This window comes from Microbacterium sp. NPDC087589 (assembly GCF_044743635.1).
Taxonomy (GTDB): Bacteria; Actinomycetota; Actinomycetes; order Actinomycetales; family Microbacteriaceae; genus Microbacterium.
Window position 1 is genome coordinate 109,965 of record NZ_JBIUWV010000008.1, and the last position, 16,536, is coordinate 126,500.

Below are 16,536 nucleotides of genomic sequence, written 5' to 3' on the forward strand. Positions count from 1 at the left end.
CTGATCTGCTCTGCTCTGCTCTGCTCAGCCGATCCGCTTGATCAGCGAGTCCAGCCCCATGCCGTAGTCGATGCGGACGACCGGCAGCGCGAGCTTGTCCGTTCCGATCTCGACGTACCCGGGCTCGATGGTCCGCGCCATCTCGAAGCCGGCCTGCGCCACGCCCTGCTTCGCGGTGTCGTTGTGGTGTCCGAACGGATACGCGATCACCTCGCGCACCCCGAGCACATCGCCCGAGACGTTCAGGTCGGCCGCGATCTCGTCGGCCGTCCAGTTGGTCATCCGGCCCTTGCCGTTCTCTCCGGCCTGGTGCATGTCGTGGGTGTGCGACCGGCGCAGCACGTAGATCGACGGCGGCGGGTCCTGTCGGTACGCCGTGATCATGAACGACGTCGACAGGAGTCTGTTCCGCTCGATCACCGGCACGGCGAGGTCGAACCACGTCTGGTCGGCGTCGTCGTCGGTGATGATCACCGAGCGGGCAGGCAGCGAGAGGCGTCCGTCGATGAACGCGCTGAGCTCGTCCCAGGTCGGAAGATAGAACCCCGTCGTCGCGATGTGAGTCATCTGCGCCTCGAAGTCGCCGATGTACGCGTAGTTGCCGCGCAGCCACCCGGACTCGCCGTCCGGGTTCGCCGTGAACTGGTGGTACATCAGGATCGGCACCTGCACATCGGCAGCGGCGTTCGCCTCAGGGGTCGTCCAGCCGGCGAACAGCTCGGTCTGCTGATCGACGCAGGCGACGGGGTCGGCGCCGTTGATCCGGGCGGCGACGGTGTATACGGCAGCATCCGCCTCTGTCGTGTACCACCCCGCGAACACCCGCCCGTCCTGCGCGAGGATCGGAAGAGCCGCATAGAGCGCGTCCTGCCGCTGCAGCATGGGCTCGGCCGGGGCTCCGTCGCCGACGAGACTCACCGCGCACGCCAGCGGGTCGTCGGCATCGGCGAGGAGCTGCTGAGCGGGAGTCAGCGGACGCTCGATGACGGCAGCGCCGGCGCGCGGAATGCTCTCCGGCGCGCGCGTCGACCAGGCGAATGCCGCTGCCGTGCCTGCCGCGAGCACGATGACGGCGCTGAAGACCAGTGCGACGCCGATGCGGCGCCGCTTCCCCCCGGAAGCCATGGTCTAGATGTCGAATCCGTCGGCGATCATCTCCACGAGCTCCTCGCGCTCCTCGACCGGCAGGAAGGCTCCGGCCGCGGCGTTGAACTGGAAGGTCTCGAGGTCGTCGAGGTCGTACTCGAACGTCTCGACGAGGTGGGCGAGCTCACGCGTGAGAGACGTGGCACTCATCGTGCGGTTGTCGACGTTCACCGTGACGGCGAAGCCGAGCTGATAGAGCAGGTCGAACGGGTGGTCGGCGAGAGTGTCGCCCCACGCCGCCACCGCCCCGGTCTGCAGATTCGATGACGGTGAGAGCTCGAGTGGGATCTCGCGGTCGCGTACCCAGCGGGCGAGGTCGCCGAACTGAACCTGCACCTCGTCGCCTTCCTGGGTGATCACGTGCAGATCCTCGGCTATGCGCACGCCGTGGCCGAGTCGCAGGGCTCGCCCGTCGATGAGCGCCGACCTGATCGAGGCCGGGCCGGCTGCCTCCCCCGCATGCACCGTGACGGGGAAGAAGTTCTCCGCGAGGTAGTCGAAGGCGGCCCGATGGTTCGAGGCCGGGAAGCCGTCCTCGGGGCCGGCGATGTCGAAGCCGACGGCCCCGCGCCCACGGAACCCGACCGCGAGTTCTGCGATCTCCCGAGAGCGGTCGGTATGCCGCATCGCGGTGATCAGCTGTCCGACGCGGATGCTGTGGCCGTCGCGGTCAGCGGCGTCCTCCCCCTCCTCGATGCCCTGCTGCACGGCCTCGACGGCCTGCTCGAGCGAGAGACCGCGGGTGAGGTGCTGTTCGGGTGCCCAGCGAACCTCGCCATAGATCACTCCGTCGTGCGCGAGATCCTGCACGAACTCGCGTGCGACGCGGGTCAGCCCCTCCGTCGTCTGCATGACGGCCGTCGTCAGATCGAACGTCTTGAGGTACTCGACCAGCGAACCGGAGTCGCTCTTCTTCGCGATCCACTTGCCGAGAGCGGCCGGGTTCGACTCCGGCACGTCGACGCCGATCTCATCCGCCAGCTCGATGATGGTCGACGGGCGCACTGCGCCGTCGAGGTGGTCGTGCAACGACACCTTGGGCAGGCCTCGCAGAGACGCCCCCTGAATGGTGACATCGCCGTTCGCGTCGATCGACATGGGGATTCCTCTCGGTCGCGGATTCGCTGTGTTCAGGCTAGCGGTCGGCGGATCAGGCCGTGATGCGCTCGCGCACGATCGGCCCCGCAGCCGGAGCCTCGTCACCGATCGCCCACGCGCCCTCGAGCGCCTCGAGGGCGCGCGGGAACCGCGCCTCATCGGCGGCGGAAAGGGTGAAGAGCGGCTGACCGGCCACGACGCGGTCACCGGGCTTGGCGTGCAGATCGATGCCCGCTTCGAAGATCACCGGATCCTCGGCCCGCGCGCGTCCTGCGCCGAGACGCCACGCCGCGATGCCGAAGGGCAGCGCGTCGAGCTGAGACACCACGCCGTCGGCGGGGGCGGTGACCACGTGCGTCTCGTGTGCCGTCGGCAGCGGTGCGTCCGGGTCGCCGTCCTGCGCACGGATCATGGCCTTCCAGCCGTCCATCGCGCGTCCGTCGTCGAGAGCGGCCTCGACATCGGCGTCCGGCTGTCCGGCGAGCGCGAGCATCTCGCGCGCCAGGGCGATCGTCAGCTCGCGGACGTCCGCGGGGCCTCCGCCCGCCAGCACCTCGACCGATTCGCGGACCTCGTTGGCGTTGCCGATCGCACGGCCGAGCGGCACGTTCATGTCGGTGAGCAGCGCGGTCGTGGCGACGCCGGAGTCGGTGCCGAGCGCGACCATCGTGCGCGCGAGTTCGCGTGCCCGATCGATGTCCTGCATGAACGCACCCGAGCCGAACTTCACGTCGAGCACCAGCGCGTCCGTGCCTTCGGCGATCTTCTTCGACATGATGCTCGACGCGATCAGCGGGATCGCCTCGACCGTGCCGGTGACGTCACGCAGTGCGTAGAGCTTCTTGTCTGCGGGAGCGAGACCCGATCCTGCCGCGCAGATCACCGCGCCCACATCGCCCTGCATCTGCGCGAACATCTCGTCATTGCTGAGCGCGGCATGCCAGCCGGGGATCGACTCGAGCTTGTCGAGCGTTCCGCCCGTGTGGCCGAGCCCGCGGCCCGAGAGCTGCGGCACTGCGACGCCGAACACGGCGACCAGCGGTGCGAGCGGCAGGGTGATCTTGTCGCCCACCCCTCCGGTCGAGTGCTTGTCGACGGTCTTCTTGCCGAGGGTCGCGAAGCTCATCCGCTCCCCCGAGGCGATCATCGCGTCGGTGAGCACACGGATCTCATCGCGCTCCATGCCGCGCTGGAAGACGGCCATCGCGAACGAGGCCATCTGCGCGTCCGACACATATCCACGCGTGTAGGCGTCGACCATCCAGCGCAGCGCCTTCTCGGGCACGGCACCTCCGTCGCGCTTGGCACGGATCACATCGACGGCGTCGAAGGGCTCAACGCTCATCTCCACTCTCCTTCCGGTTCCTGAGCCTGTCGAAGGGCTCGGGGGCCGAACGCATCCGGCAGTACTTCATCGATGGTCCGGATGCCGGAGACGGTCTCCAGCAGCATCCCGGGCATCGCGTGCTCGTAGAGCAGTTGGCGGCAGCGGCCGCACGGCATGATCGTCTGCCCGTCGTTGTTCACGCACACGAAGGCGACGAGCTGGCCGCCGCCCGACATGTGCAGGTCACCCACCAGTGCGCACTCGGCACACAGGGTCACTCCGTAGGACGCGTTCTCGACGTTGCAGCCGGCGACGATACGACCGTCGCCGACGAGGGCGGCGGCTCCGACCCGATACCGCGAATACGGCGCGTAGGCCCTGGTCATGGCGTCGGTCGCGACCTGGCGAAGCTCGTCCCAGTCGATGTCAGTCATGTCTCTCCTAGGACTTTATGTATGGCTTGCCGCTGGCCGCCGGTCCGCGGATCTGACCGGCGAAGCCGGCGACCGCGAGCAGCGTCACGACATACGGGAGCATCAGCATGAACTCGCCGGGGATCGGTGTCTTGAGGATCGACAGCAGGTTCTGCAGGTTCGTCGCGAAGCCGAACAGCAGCGCGGCGAGAGTCGCGCGAATCGGATCCCAGCGTCCGAAGATCACCGCGGCGAGAGCGATGAAGCCGAGACCGGCCGTCATGTCCTTTCCGAACTGCGGCACCGACACGAGCGTGAAGTAGGCACCGCCGATGCCGGCGATCGCGCCCGCGAGCAGCACGTTCCAGAATCGCGTGGCGTTGACCTTGATGCCGACGGTGTCAGCGGCCTGCGGGTGCTCTCCCACGGCTCGTACGCGGAGTCCCCACTTCGTGCGGTACAGCCCCCAGGCGACGATGGCGACGGTGATGAACATGAGATAGACGATGAACGTCTGGTTGAAGAGCACCGGCCCGATGATCGGGATGTCGCTGAGGATCGGGATCTCGATGCGGCTGAAGCGCACCGGAGTGTTGAGCTCGGCTTCGTTCGGGGCGAGCAGCGCGCCGTAGAGGAACCCGGTCAGCCCGCTGACGAGCACGTTGAGCACCACACCGACGATCACCTGTTCGACGAGGTACTTGATCGCGAACGAGGCCAGCACGGCTGCGACGAGCACGCCGCCGAGCATGGCGCCCAGCAGTCCGATGAACGGGCTGCCGGTGATGCTCGAGAGCAGCGCGGCCGAGAAGGCTCCGAGCAGCAGCTGGCCTTCGATGGCGACGTTGACCACGCCCGCCCGCTCGCCGATGACGCCGCCGAGGGCGCCGAACACGAGGGGGACGGAAAGGGAGACGGCTCCGAACAGCAGGCTGCTGACCGGAACGAGACCCCCCGCACTCGCCCACACGAGGAACCCGAAGACCGCGATGACGCTGAACGCGATCACCAGCCAGATCGAGGGCTTGCGGTACGTCCACGCCCGCAGGAAAGCGAGCACCGACAGCAGCACGAGGATCACGATGACGACCCAGCTGGTCGGCCCCGTCGGCAGCGCCACATCAGGCAGTGCGATCGGGGACGTCGGGTCGTTGAGCCGGAAGGTGCTGGTGCCGCTGCGCGGCACGAGCAGGATCAGGAGCGCCAGCAGCGCGGTGGCTGCGGCGAGGACGATCGGTGCCTTCAGGTGCCGCTCGCGCACGGTGGCGAGCTGCACGGTTCCGTCGGCGGCTTCGCTCTGGACGAGGGAGGTCATGCGGTCACCGCCTTCTTCGCGGCCTTGGCTCTCGCCTTGGCCGCCTTCTCGAGGTCGGACTTCGGCAGGAAGAACACCGCGCGCAGCAGCGGCGGCGCGGCGATGAACAGCACGACGAGCGACTGCACGACGAGCACGATGTCGACGGGGATGTCCTGCGCCTGCATCGAGAACGATCCGGCCTTGAGTGCGCCGAACAGGATGCCGGCGGCGAAGGTGCCCCACGCGCGGCTGCGGCCGAGCAGGGCGACGGTGATCGCGTCGAAGCCGATCCCGGCGTCGATCGTCTCGGTGATACCGGTCGTGACCGCACCCTGAACCTGGTTCATGCCCGCGAGACCGGCGAGAGCGCCGGCGAGCAGCATGGCGTAGACGTAGACGCGCTGCACGCTGATTCCGGCCGCGCGCGCGGCGTGCGGGTTCTCGCCCACGGCGCGCATCCGCATTCCGAGCGAGGAGCGCTCGATCAGCCACCAGACGAAGAGGGTCGCGATGATCACGATTACGAACCCGAGGTCGAGCAGCGGGAACTGCGGCCCGAGGAGCTCGGGGAACTGCGCGCTCTCAGGGGTCGCGTAGCCGAGGGCCTGGTTCGTGCCCGGCTTCTGCAGCAGCCCGGGGGTGCGGATCATCCACAGCAGCAGGTAGTACGCCACGTAGTTGAGCATGATCGTGAGGATGACCTCGTGGGCGCCCGTGCGTGCCTTGAGCAGACCGGCGATCGCACCCCACAGTGCGCCGCCGGCGATCCCGGCGATCAGGGTCACCGGGATGTGCAGCCAGAACGGCAGGTCGAGCTGGAAGGTGAACAGCCCGGCGGCGGCGACGCCGATCAGCATCTGACCGCGTGCACCGATGTTGAACAGGCCGACGCGGAAGGCGAGTGCGACGCCGAGGCCGGCGGCGATCAGTGGCGCTGCGAAGCCCAGCGTGTTCGTCAGCGGACGGATCTGGGCGGCGAAGTCCGCGCCGCGTGCGTTGAAGATCGCTCCGCGGACGAGCGCCTCGTAGCCGTTGTAGACCGCGTTCCAGATCGCGGCGAAGGTGTCGCTCGGACGCTGGAAGAAGTAGCCGGAGGCCTCCAGCACGTCCTCGTTGGTGATGGCGATCAGGATGCCGCCGACGACCAGCGCGAGGAAGATCGCGAGAATCGTCGTGACGGCGTTGCTGCGCAGCATCTCCTTCAGGATCACATTGCCCCGCGGGGGCGGTGGAACCTCGCCGGAATCGCGCATCGTCGTGGTCGTGTTCACCGATAGCTGATCGGCGGATCCCTGGCCCGCCGAGTCGCTCCCCTGTGGCGTCGTACCGCTCATGCGGCCACCTCTCCCTCGGCGGCGCCCGCCATCATCAGTCCCAGCGTCTCGCGCGGGGTGTCGCCGGGAACGATCCCGACGATCGTGCCTCTGTACATGACCGCGATGCGGTCGGCGAGAGCCGCCACCTCGTCGAGCTCGGTCGAGACGACCACGACGGGAATGCCCGCGTCCCTCGTCTCGATGATCCTCTTGTGGATGAACTCGATGGAGCCGACGTCGACGCCACGCGTCGGCTGCGCCGCGACGAGCAGCTTGAGCTCGCGGCTCATCTCCCGGGCGATCACGACCTTCTGCTGGTTTCCTCCCGAGAGGGTCCCCGCCGGGGTGTGCGGCCCCTGCGTGCGGATGTCGTATTCGCTGATGCGAGCGCGGGCGAAGTCCTCGAGCGCGGACCGGCGGATGGTCCCGACTCTGCTGAACTCGTCATCGCCCGTGCGGTCGAGGATCAGGTTCTCCGCGACGGAGAAGCCCGCGACGAGTCCGTCCTCGGTGCGGTCCTCCGGCACGAAGCCGACGCCGGCGTCGAGGATCGCTCGCACGCTCTTGCCGACCAGTTCGGTTCCCCCGAGTGTGATCGATCCTTCGACCCTGGACGCCAGGCCGACGATGGCCTCGACGAGCTCGGTCTGCCCGTTGCCCTGCACCCCGGCCACGGCGAGCACTTCGCCTGGGCGCACGGAGAAGTCGATGCCGTCGACGACGATCGCCCCGGCGGTGGTGAGCACCCGCAGCCCCTTGACGTCGAGACCGCCCTCGCCGAGTCGCGGCGGATCCTTGTGCACCGTGAGCTCGACAGCGCGCCCGACCATCAGAGAGGCCAGCTCGGCGTTGGTCGCCGTGGGCGACGCCTCGCCGACGATGCGGCCGAGGCGGACGATCGTGATCGTATCCGCCACCTCGCGCACCTCACGCAGCTTGTGGGTGATGAAGACGATCGCCGTGCCCTCGTCGCGGAGCTGGCGCATGATGCCCATCAGCTCGTCGGTCTCCTGCGGCGTGAGCACAGCGGTGGGCTCGTCGAACACCAGGACCTTGGCGTCGCGCGAGAGCGCCTTGATGATCTCGACCCGCTGCTGCACGCCGACGGGGAGGTCGCCGACGATGGCGTCGGGGTCGATGTCGAAGCCGAAGCGAGCGGCGACTGCGCGGACGTGCTCACGCGCCTTCGTGATGTCGAGGGTGCCCAGGCCCTTGGTCTGCTCGTGGCCGAGCATGACGTTCTCGGCCACCGTGAACACGGGGACGAGCATGAAGTGCTGGTGCACCATGCCGATGCCGGCGTTCATCGCGTCGCCGGGGCCGCGGAACCGCTGGACGACGTCGTCCAGGAGGATCTCGCCCTCATCGGCCTGATAGAGCCCGTAGAGGACGTTCATCAGAGTGGACTTGCCTGCGCCGTTCTCGCCGAGCAGCGCATGGATCTGCCCCGGCTCGACGACCAGGTCGATGTGGTCGTTGGCCACCAGGGTTCCGAACCGCTTGGTGATACCGCGAAGTTCGAGCTTCATATCTGCACCTTATCCAGAAGTGTCATCCAGAAGAGTCCGAAGAATCTTCGGCGCATCGTACGGGGATCGCCCGGATGCGCCGCGAACAGTCGTCGTCGTCCGTCCACGGCGCGGGGCGAGTGGCCGCTTGCACCACTCGCCCCGCCATGGATTGTGAACTGCTTACGGGGAGTTCTCCGACTCCACCGTGATGTCACCCGAGATGATCTGCTCCTGCAGAGCCGCGATCTCGTCGAGCAGCCCGTCGGGCAGGTCTCCCTCGAAGGCACCGAAGCCCGAGAGCTTGACGCCCTCGTTCTCGAGCGTCCCGATGTAGGGAGCCGGGTCGAAGTCGCCCTCGGATGCGGCGACGGTCGCGTCCTCGACGGCCACGTCGATGGCCTTCATGATCGAGAAGAGCGTGACGTCGGCCACGCTCTCATCGGCCACCGCGAGGTCGCTGTCGACGCCGACCAGCAGCGTGTCCTTGCCGCTGTCGGCGATGGCCGCCGCTGCGCTCTGGTAGATCGGTCCACCGACCGGGAGGATCACGTCGACGCCCTGGTCGAGCACGCCCTGGGCGGTCTGCTTGGCGGTGTCGTTCGCGTCGAACCCTCCGGTGAAGGAGCCGTTCTGCGTGGCGGCGTCCCAGCCGAAGACCTCGACGGCGCCCGACTTGTCCTCGTTGTACTTCTCGACACCGAGCTGGAAGCCGTCCATGAACACGGCGACCGACGGGATCTGCATTCCGCCGAAGGTGCCGACCTTGTTCACGCCCGATGCAGCAGACCAGCCGGCCGCGGCGTAGCCACCGAGGTAGGCGGCCTGAGCCGTGTCGAAGACGAGAGGCTTGATGTTGGGAGCATCGGTGGTGCCGTCGAAGTCGTTGTCGGCGTAGTCGTCGATGATCGCGTAGTCGATCTCGGGGTTGGCGAGAGCGGACTCGACGGTCGCGGCCGAGAGCTTGAAGCCGACGGCGACGATGAGGGAGCAGCCCTCCGATACAGCGGTCTCGAGGTTCGGCGCGTAGTCGTTGTCGTTGGCCGATTCGAACTCGATCGGGTCGACACCGAGGGTCTCCGCTGCGCGGTCCATGCCCTCCTTGGCCGACTGGTTGAACGACTTGTCGTTCCAGCCGCCCGCGTCCGAGACGAGGCAGGGGATGAAGTCGGAGTCAGCCTCGCCGCCGCCGGTGCCGCCCGATTCGGTAGGAGCCTGGCCGCAGCCGGCGAGTGCGAAGACGACGCCGGCGGCGATGGTCGCGCCGAGCAGCTTCTTGGTGGTGGAGATGGTCAACTCATGCCTCCTGAACGGTGCCGCGGCCCTCGCGGATCGCTCAAAGTTACCTACTGTTTCGACTTTTGTGCACATGTGAGGGCGAGGCGCTGGCGAATGGTTACAAACCTGAAACCAAGACAGCCGATGAGCGACCGTGCGTGCTCATCAGAGCACGTCGCTCCGCCCGGTCAGCTTGAGGGACTCGACGACGCCCTTCACCCGCTGCGCATGCTCGACCGTGGTGACGAGCAGGGCGTCGGGGGTGTCGACCACCACGATGTCCTTGACGCCGATCAGACTGATCACGCGAGAGGTCTGACTGACCAGGATGCCGCTGGCGGCATCCGACAGCACGCGTGCCTTGGGCCCGAGCACGGCGAGGTCGTTCTTCCGACCGTTGTTGATGAGCTTGGTGAGAGAGGCGAAGTCCCCCACGTCGTCCCAGTCGAAGTGACCGGGCACGACCGCGAGGCGTCCGCGTCGCGCAGCGGGCTCGGCCACCGCATAGTCGATCGCGATCTTCTTCAGCCCGGGCCAGATCCGATCCACAGCGGGGCCACGGCGCTCGCGGTCGTCCCACGCCTCGGCGAGTTCGAGCAGTCCGGCATGCAGAGCCGGTTCGTTCGCGGCGAGCTCGTCGAGCAGCACGCTCGCCTTGGCGATGAACATGCCGGCGTTCCAGAGGTAGCCGCGGTCGGCGAAGTAGGCCTTGGCGGTGTCGAGGTCGGGCTTCTCGACGAAGCTGTCGACCAGAGCGGCCTCGCGCGCCCCCTCGACGACGAGCTCCGCTCCCCTCTTGATGTAGCCGAAGCCGATCGCGGGCTCGGTCGGAGAGATGCCGATCGTGCAGATGTACCCCTCCCGCGCGACCTCGACGGCGTCGCGGACGGCGAACTCGAACACACGCGTGCTGCGGATGACGTGGTCGGCGCTGAACGAGCCGATGATCACATCGGGGTCTCGCCGATGCAGGATCGCGGCCGCCAACCCGATCGCCGCCGCGGACTCGCGAGGCTCCGACTCCAGAAACACGTTCAGATCCGGTATTCCGGGCAGCTCCGCCTCCACGGCCGCGCGGTGGGCGCGTCCGGTGACCACGGCGATGCGATCGGCCCCGGCCAACGGCTCCAACCTGTCCCACGTGTCACGCAGCAGCGAGTGGCCCGAGCCCGTGAGATCGTGCAGGAATTTCGGCGCGTCCGCACGGGAGAGAGGCCAGAGTCGACTGCCGATTCCGCCGGCGGGGATCACGGCGTAGAAGTTCTCGATGGGTTGGCTCACCCTGCAAGGGTATCGCCACGAAGAGTCTCGACATCGAGACACTTAGGCTCCCCTTCGTCGCCCGCGGTCGCCTCACGGGAATAGGATGGTGTCCGATCGGCCGTGCCTGATGACAGCAGGCTCACGCTTGGAAGACGCACCGCACGCGACCGAGTCACTTCGATCCAGGGAGGACGACCGTGTCCACAAGCGCTCGCTTGACACCGTCGATTTCGGAAACCACTTCCAAGACGCCCCGCGGCACCCTCTATCGGGGTCGTGAAGGCATGTGGTCGTGGGTGCTTCACCGCATCACCGGAGTCGCCATCTTCTTCTTCCTGTTGGTGCATGTGCTCGACACTGCACTCATCAGGGTCTCCCCCGAGGCGTACAACGCCGTCATCGGCACGTATAAGAACCCGATCATGGCGCTCGGCGAGGTCGTGCTGGTGGCCGGCATCGTGTTCCACGCGATGAACGGCCTCCGCATCATCGCCGTCGACTTCTGGTCGAAGGGCGCCAAATACCAGCGCCAGCTCTTCTGGGGCGTGCTCCTCGTGTGGGGCATCATCATGGCCGGCTTCGTGCCTCGCCACCTGATGCTCGCGTTCGCCGGCTTCGGAGGAGGACACTGATGACCGCTCAGACCGTCGCAGCCCCTGTCCGCCGCCAGCGCGGATTCAACCTCGAGAAGTGGGGCTGGCTCTTCATGCGCGCCTCCGGCGTCGTGCTCGTCGTGCTCATCTTCGGCCACCTGTTCATCAACCTGATGGTGGGCGAGGGCATCCACGCCCTGGACTTCGCGTTCATCGCCGGCAAGTTCGCCACACCGTTCTGGCAGTGGTGGGACGTCATCATGCTCTGGCTCGCGCTGATCCACGGGGCCAACGGCATGCGCACGATCGTCAACGACTACGTGACGAACAACACCGCTCGCAAGGCGCTGATCTGGGCCCTCGGCCTGGCCGCAGCCCTGCTCATCATCCTCGGCACCCTGGTCGTCTTCACCTTCGACCCGTGCCTCGGCGTGACCGAGTCGAGCACACTGTGGGAACAGTGCCAGACGCTGGTCAAGTAGAAGAGAAGGCATACGAGAAGTGACTACCGAGACCCAGGATTCCGTCGTGCGCGACGGCGTGCACTACCACCAGTTCGACATCGTCATCGTGGGCGCCGGCGGCGCCGGCATGCGAGCGGCCATCGAGGCAGGCTCCGGCGCGAAGACCGCGGTCATCTCCAAGCTCTACCCGACGCGGTCGCACACCGGTGCGGCACAGGGCGGCATGGCTGCTGCGCTCGCGAACGTCGAGGAGGACAGCTGGGAGTGGCACACCTTCGACACCGTCAAGGGTGGCGACTACCTGGTCGACCAGGATGCTGCAGAGATCCTCGCCAAGGAGGCGATCGACGCGGTCATCGACCTCGAGAACATGGGTCTGCCCTTCAACCGCACGCCCGAGGGCAAGATCGACCAGCGTCGATTCGGCGGCCACACCGCCGAGCACGGCAAGACCCCGGTGCGCCGCGCCTGCTACGCCGCCGACCGCACCGGCCACATGATCCTCCAGACGCTGTTCCAGAACTGCGTCAAGCTCGGCATCAACTTCTTCAACGAGTTCTATGTGCTCGACCTGCTCACGGTGAAGGATGCCGACGGCAAGACCCAGGTCTCGGGCGTCGTCGCCTACGACCTCTCCACGGGTGAGCTGCACGTGTTCCAGGCCAAGGCCGTGATCTTCGCGACCGGCGGCTTCGGCAAGATCTTCAAGACGACCTCTAACGCGCACACCCTCACGGGTGACGGTGTCGGCATCGTCTGGCGCAAGGGCCTCCCCCTCGAGGACCTCGAGTTCTTCCAGTTCCACCCGACCGGTCTCGCCGGCCTCGGCATCCTCCTCACCGAGGGCGCCCGCGGCGAAGGCGCCATCCTGCGCAACGCCTCGGGCGAGCGCTTCATGGAGCGCTACGCCCCGACGATCAAGGACCTCGCTCCTCGAGACATCGTCGCCCGCTGCATGGTGCAGGAGGTGGCCGAAGGCCGCGGAGCCGGTCCGCACAAGGACTACGTGCTGCTGGACTGCACGCACCTGGGTGCCGAGGTGCTCGAGACCAAGCTTCCGGACATCACCGAGTTCGCCCGCACCTATCTGGGCGTCGACCCGGTCGTCGAGCCCGTGCCGGTGATGCCGACTGCGCACTACGCGATGGGCGGCATCCCCACGAACAACGACGCAGAGGTCCTCGCCGACAACACCACGGTCGTCCCGGGTCTCTACGCCGCCGGCGAGTGCGCCTGCGTCTCGGTGCACGGCGCCAACCGTCTCGGCACCAACTCGCTGCTCGACATCAACGTGTTCGGCAAGCGCGCGGGACGCAATGCGGTGGAGTACGTCAAGACCGCCGAGTTCGTGCCGCTGCCGGAGAACCCCGCCGGCTTCGTCGCCGGCATGCTCGAGGGCCTGCGCAACAACCAGGGCACCGAGCGCATCGCCGTGCTCCGCAAGGCGCTGCAGGACGAGATGGACAAGGGCGCGCAGGTCTTCCGCACGCACGAGTCGCTGGAGCACGTGCTGGGTGTCATCAAGGAACTGCGCGACCGGTACATGAACGTGCACGTCGACGACAAGGGCAAGCGGTTCAACACCGATCTGCTCGAGGCCGTCGAGCTGGGCTTCCTGCTCGACATCGCAGAGGTCGTCGTCTACGCCGCGCAGAACCGCGAGGAGAGCCGCGGCGGCCACATGCGCGACGACTTCCCCACTCGCAACGACGAGAAGTACATGCAGCACACGATGGCCTATCTGACGGGTGATCCGCACTCCTCCACTCCGAGCGATCACATCAAGCTCGACTGGAAACCGGTCGTGTTCACGAAGAACGAGCAGGGCGAGTTGAACTACCCGCCGATGGAGAGGAAGTACTGAGCATGTCGAACGCCATCGCAGAAGCTCCCGCGGACACGACGCAGGAGACAGGCATCCAGTCGTTCATCGTCACGTTCAACATCCGCCGGTTCGACCCCGAGGTCGACGCCGAGCCCCATTGGGTCGACTACGACGTGGAGCTCTACTCGACCGACCGTGTGCTCGACGCGCTGCACAAGATCAAGTGGGAGGTCGACGGCTCGCTGACCTTCCGCCGCTCGTGCGCCCACGGCATCTGCGGCTCCGACGCCATGCGCATCAACGGCCGCAACCGCCTTGCCTGCAAGACGCTGATCAAGGACCTCGACATCTCGAAGCCGATCTACGTCGAGGCGATCAAGGGGCTGCCGCTCGAGAAGGATCTCGTCGTCGACATGGAGCCGTTCTTCGCGTCGTTCCGCGAGGTGCAGCCTTTCCTCGTCGCGAACTCCGTGCCGGAGAAGGGCAAGGAGCGCGTCCAGACGATCGCCGATCGGGAGATCTTCGACGACACCACCAAGTGCATTCTCTGCGCCGCGTGCACCTCGTCGTGCCCCGTCTTCTGGACCGACGGACAGTACTTCGGCCCGGCGGCGATCGTGAACGCGCACCGCTTCATCTTCGACTCCCGCGATGACAACGCCGCGGTTCGCCTCGACATCCTCAACGACAAGGAGGGAGTGTGGCGCTGCCGCACGACCTTCAACTGTTCCGAGGCGTGCCCGCGCGGCATCGAGGTCACCAAGGCCATCGCCGAGGTCAAGCAGGCAGTGCTGCGCGGTCGTCCCTGACTCTCACGCGCTGACGGCCACGGGCGGACTCCTTCACGGGACTCCGCCCGTTCTCTTTGTGTGGATAGGGTGAGGATGTGTCTGATCCCGCTGACGCTGAGAGCGAGCCCCGCCGCCTCGACGCGGCCGTGGAACGGGCGACCGCGCTGACGCAGCGCACGCTCGGGCTGTTCCCCGTGCGCGTGTGGCGGCATTTCCTGCAGCACAACGGGTTCCTCCTCGCCGCGGGCGTGAGCTACCAGGCCCTGTTCGCGATCTTCGCGGCGATCTACCTCGCGTTCGCCATCGCCGGCCTCTGGCTCGGCGGCAGCACCCAGGCGGTCGACGGGCTGATCGACATCATCAACAGCTACATCCCCAACCTGATCCAAGACGAGGGCGGGGTGTTCACCCCGCAGCAGGTGCAGGACATCGCGGTCAGCACGACCGGGCTCCTCAGCATCACCGGTCTGATCGCGCTCGGAACCGTGATCTGGACGGCCATCGGCTGGGTGACGTTCTCGCGGCGAGCGACGCGCGACATCTTCGGTCTGCCGCCCGACCGCCGCAGCTACGTCATCCTGAAGGCGCGGGATCTGCTCGCCGCGCTGATCTTCGGAGCGTCGCTGATCGCCGGTTCCCTGCTCAGCTCCGCCAGCGCGGTCGCCATGAGCTGGATCCTGAGCCTGATCGGATGGGGATCCGCCCTCGACGGCCTCACCAGCATCCGGATCGGCACGGTGCTGGTGTCGTTCGCGCTGCTGTCGGGCGCACTCGCGGCGATGGTGCGCTTCCTCACCGGCACATCCCTGCATTGGAGCACGATCTGGCCGGGCGCGCTCCTCGGCGGCGGGGCGATGACGATCCTCCAGTTCGGTGCGGGATACCTCCTGAGCTACACGCCGACGAATCCCCTGCTCGCCACGTTCGCGATCTTCATCGGCCTCCTGCTGTGGTTCCGCGTCAACGGCGTGGTGATGCTGGTCGCCTCCTCGTGGATCGCCGTCGCGGCGAAGGATCGTGACCTGCCGCTTCTGGCTCAGTCCGACGCGGAGCGGCGAGCGGCCGAGCACCAGACCCTGGTGGCCGCAGCCCGCATTCGTGCGCGCGAAGCACGAGAGGCTCGCGAGGCGGCCCCGTGGTATCGCACCTGGGCCGCCGCCAGAGCCGTGCGCGCGGCCGAGCAGGAGCTCGGCGAGCTGGAGGCCTCCGCTCCCCCGCCCGTCGATGCGAGCTCAGCCTTCGCCCAGCGCCTGCTGGCCGAGCTGCAGCGTCCGTCCAAGGATGTCGGCGGCCCTCGTTAGGCTGGTGAGCATGCCTCATCTGCGTATCGCCTCGGTCAATGTCAACGGAATCCGAGCGGCGGCTCGCAACGGCATGAGCGGCTGGCTCGATGCGGCCGACGTCGACATCCTGACCCTGCAGGAGGTTCGCGGGCAGGACGAGCACCTCGAGGCCGCGCTTCCCGGCTGGACGTTCGTGCACGACGAGGCGACGGCCAAGGGCCGCGCCGGTGTGGCGATCGCGAGCCGTGAGCCGGCGATCGACTCCCGAACCGATTTCGGCGACGCCGACTTCGACTCGAAGGGCCGCTGGATCGAAGCCGACTTCCTGATCGGCGGCAGCCCGCTCACGGTGGTCAGCGCCTACGTGCACAGCGGCGAGGCCGACACACCGAAGCAGGAGGAGAAGTGGAAGTTCCTCGACGCGTTCGGCGTGCGGCTCGCAGAGCTCGGCGCCGCTGACGGCGCGCTCGCCCTCGTGACCGGCGACCTGAACGTCGGCCATCGCGAGCTCGACATCAAGAACTGGCGTGGCAACCGCAAGAAGGCCGGTTTCCTCCCTCGCGAGCGTGCGTATTTCGACCGGTTCCTCGGGGCGGCGGGCGAGACGGTCGAGGGCGTCGACGGCTCCACCGGCACCGGGCTCGGATGGATCGACGTCGGACGCGCCTTCCACGGCGAGGTCGACGGCCCCTACACCTGGTGGTCGATGCGCGGGCAGGCGTTCGACAACGACTCCGGGTGGCGGATCGACTACCACCTGGCGACCCCTACGCTCGCAGAGCGTGCGACCGCGTACCACGTCGCTCGCGCAGCCGCGTATGACCAGCGCTGGAGCGACCACGCGCCGGTCGTGGTCGACTACACCTACTGATTCGCAGCTCGACTCCGTGCGTCAGCCACGCGATCGGGCACGACCGGCGCCGCTTAGGATTGA

15 protein-coding genes are annotated in these 16,536 nt (G+C 67.4%); 6 read left to right on the forward strand and 9 right to left on the reverse strand.

Annotation, left to right across the window (positions count from 1 at the left end):
* Positions 1-24 precede the first annotated feature (24 nt).
* The 9 genes from ACIOU8_RS16140 to ACIOU8_RS16180 all read right to left on the reverse strand — a co-directional run bounded on the left by ACIOU8_RS16140 (position 25) and on the right by ACIOU8_RS16180 (position 10,664).
* Entirely contained in the window at positions 25-1,125 is a 1,101-nt protein-coding gene (locus ACIOU8_RS16140) for a polysaccharide deacetylase family protein (protein ID WP_400791625.1), read from the reverse strand.
* A 3-nt stretch (positions 1,126-1,128) separates the two neighbouring features.
* Positions 1,129-2,244, reverse strand: coding sequence for an adenosine deaminase (locus ACIOU8_RS16145; protein ID WP_400791628.1), 1,116 nt, complete (start codon positions 2,242-2,244; stop codon positions 1,129-1,131).
* A 52-nt stretch (positions 2,245-2,296) separates the two neighbouring features.
* Positions 2,297-3,589 (reverse strand): thymidine phosphorylase, encoded by a 1,293-nt coding sequence (locus ACIOU8_RS16150; protein WP_400791630.1) that lies wholly within the window; start codon positions 3,587-3,589, stop codon positions 2,297-2,299.
* Positions 3,586-4,005, reverse strand: a complete 420-nt coding sequence (locus ACIOU8_RS16155; protein ID WP_400791631.1) for a cytidine deaminase — start codon at positions 4,003-4,005, stop codon at positions 3,586-3,588. Before ACIOU8_RS16155 ends, ACIOU8_RS16150 begins: the two co-directional genes overlap by 4 nt.
* A 7-nt stretch (positions 4,006-4,012) precedes the next feature.
* A complete protein-coding gene (locus ACIOU8_RS16160) occupies positions 4,013-5,299 on the reverse strand; it encodes an ABC transporter permease (RefSeq protein ID WP_400791633.1) in 1,287 nt (428 codons plus the stop codon).
* Positions 5,296-6,615, reverse strand: a complete 1,320-nt coding sequence (locus ACIOU8_RS16165; RefSeq protein WP_400791635.1) for an ABC transporter permease — start codon at positions 6,613-6,615, stop codon at positions 5,296-5,298. The genes ACIOU8_RS16160 and ACIOU8_RS16165 overlap by 4 nt, the downstream gene beginning before the upstream one ends.
* Positions 6,612-8,126 (reverse strand): ABC transporter ATP-binding protein, encoded by a 1,515-nt coding sequence (locus tag ACIOU8_RS16170; RefSeq protein ID WP_400791637.1) that lies wholly within the window; start codon positions 8,124-8,126, stop codon positions 6,612-6,614. The genes ACIOU8_RS16165 and ACIOU8_RS16170 overlap by 4 nt, the downstream gene beginning before the upstream one ends.
* A gap of 162 nt (positions 8,127-8,288) precedes the next feature.
* Positions 8,289-9,401: a BMP family protein gene (locus ACIOU8_RS16175; protein ID WP_400791639.1), complete on the reverse strand. Its 1,113-nt coding sequence runs from the start codon at positions 9,399-9,401 to the stop codon at positions 8,289-8,291.
* A 147-nt stretch (positions 9,402-9,548) separates the two neighbouring features.
* Positions 9,549-10,664, reverse strand: a complete 1,116-nt coding sequence (locus ACIOU8_RS16180; protein WP_400791641.1) for a mannose-1-phosphate guanylyltransferase — start codon at positions 10,662-10,664, stop codon at positions 9,549-9,551.
* Positions 10,665-10,843: 179 nt separating this feature from the next.
* Here ACIOU8_RS16180 and sdhC point away from each other — a divergent pair, with 179 nt between their 5' ends.
* The 6 genes from sdhC (at position 10,844) to ACIOU8_RS16210 (ending at position 16,473) form a co-directional block, all read left to right on the forward strand.
* Positions 10,844-11,278, forward strand: coding sequence for a succinate dehydrogenase, cytochrome b556 subunit (sdhC, locus tag ACIOU8_RS16185; RefSeq protein WP_072591539.1), 435 nt, complete (start codon positions 10,844-10,846; stop codon positions 11,276-11,278).
* Positions 11,278-11,721: a succinate dehydrogenase hydrophobic membrane anchor subunit gene (locus tag ACIOU8_RS16190; protein ID WP_290160414.1), complete on the forward strand. Its 444-nt coding sequence runs from the start codon at positions 11,278-11,280 to the stop codon at positions 11,719-11,721. The genes sdhC and ACIOU8_RS16190 overlap by 1 nt, the downstream gene beginning before the upstream one ends.
* Before the next feature lie 19 nt (positions 11,722-11,740).
* The gene (gene sdhA, locus ACIOU8_RS16195) at positions 11,741-13,567 is read left to right on the forward strand and encodes a succinate dehydrogenase flavoprotein subunit (protein WP_400791643.1); all 1,827 of its coding nucleotides are present in this window, start codon (positions 11,741-11,743) and stop codon (positions 13,565-13,567) included.
* 2 nt (positions 13,568-13,569) lie between these two features.
* Positions 13,570-14,337: a succinate dehydrogenase iron-sulfur subunit gene (locus tag ACIOU8_RS16200; protein WP_400791646.1), complete on the forward strand. Its 768-nt coding sequence runs from the start codon at positions 13,570-13,572 to the stop codon at positions 14,335-14,337.
* A gap of 77 nt (positions 14,338-14,414) precedes the next feature.
* Positions 14,415-15,620 carry a YihY/virulence factor BrkB family protein gene (locus tag ACIOU8_RS16205; RefSeq protein WP_400791648.1) on the forward strand — a complete coding sequence of 402 codons (1,206 nt, stop codon included), beginning with the start codon at positions 14,415-14,417 and terminating at the stop codon, positions 15,618-15,620.
* A gap of 10 nt (positions 15,621-15,630) precedes the next feature.
* Entirely contained in the window at positions 15,631-16,473 is an 843-nt protein-coding gene (locus tag ACIOU8_RS16210; RefSeq protein WP_400791651.1) for an exodeoxyribonuclease III, read from the forward strand.
* Positions 16,474-16,536 lie beyond the last annotated feature (63 nt).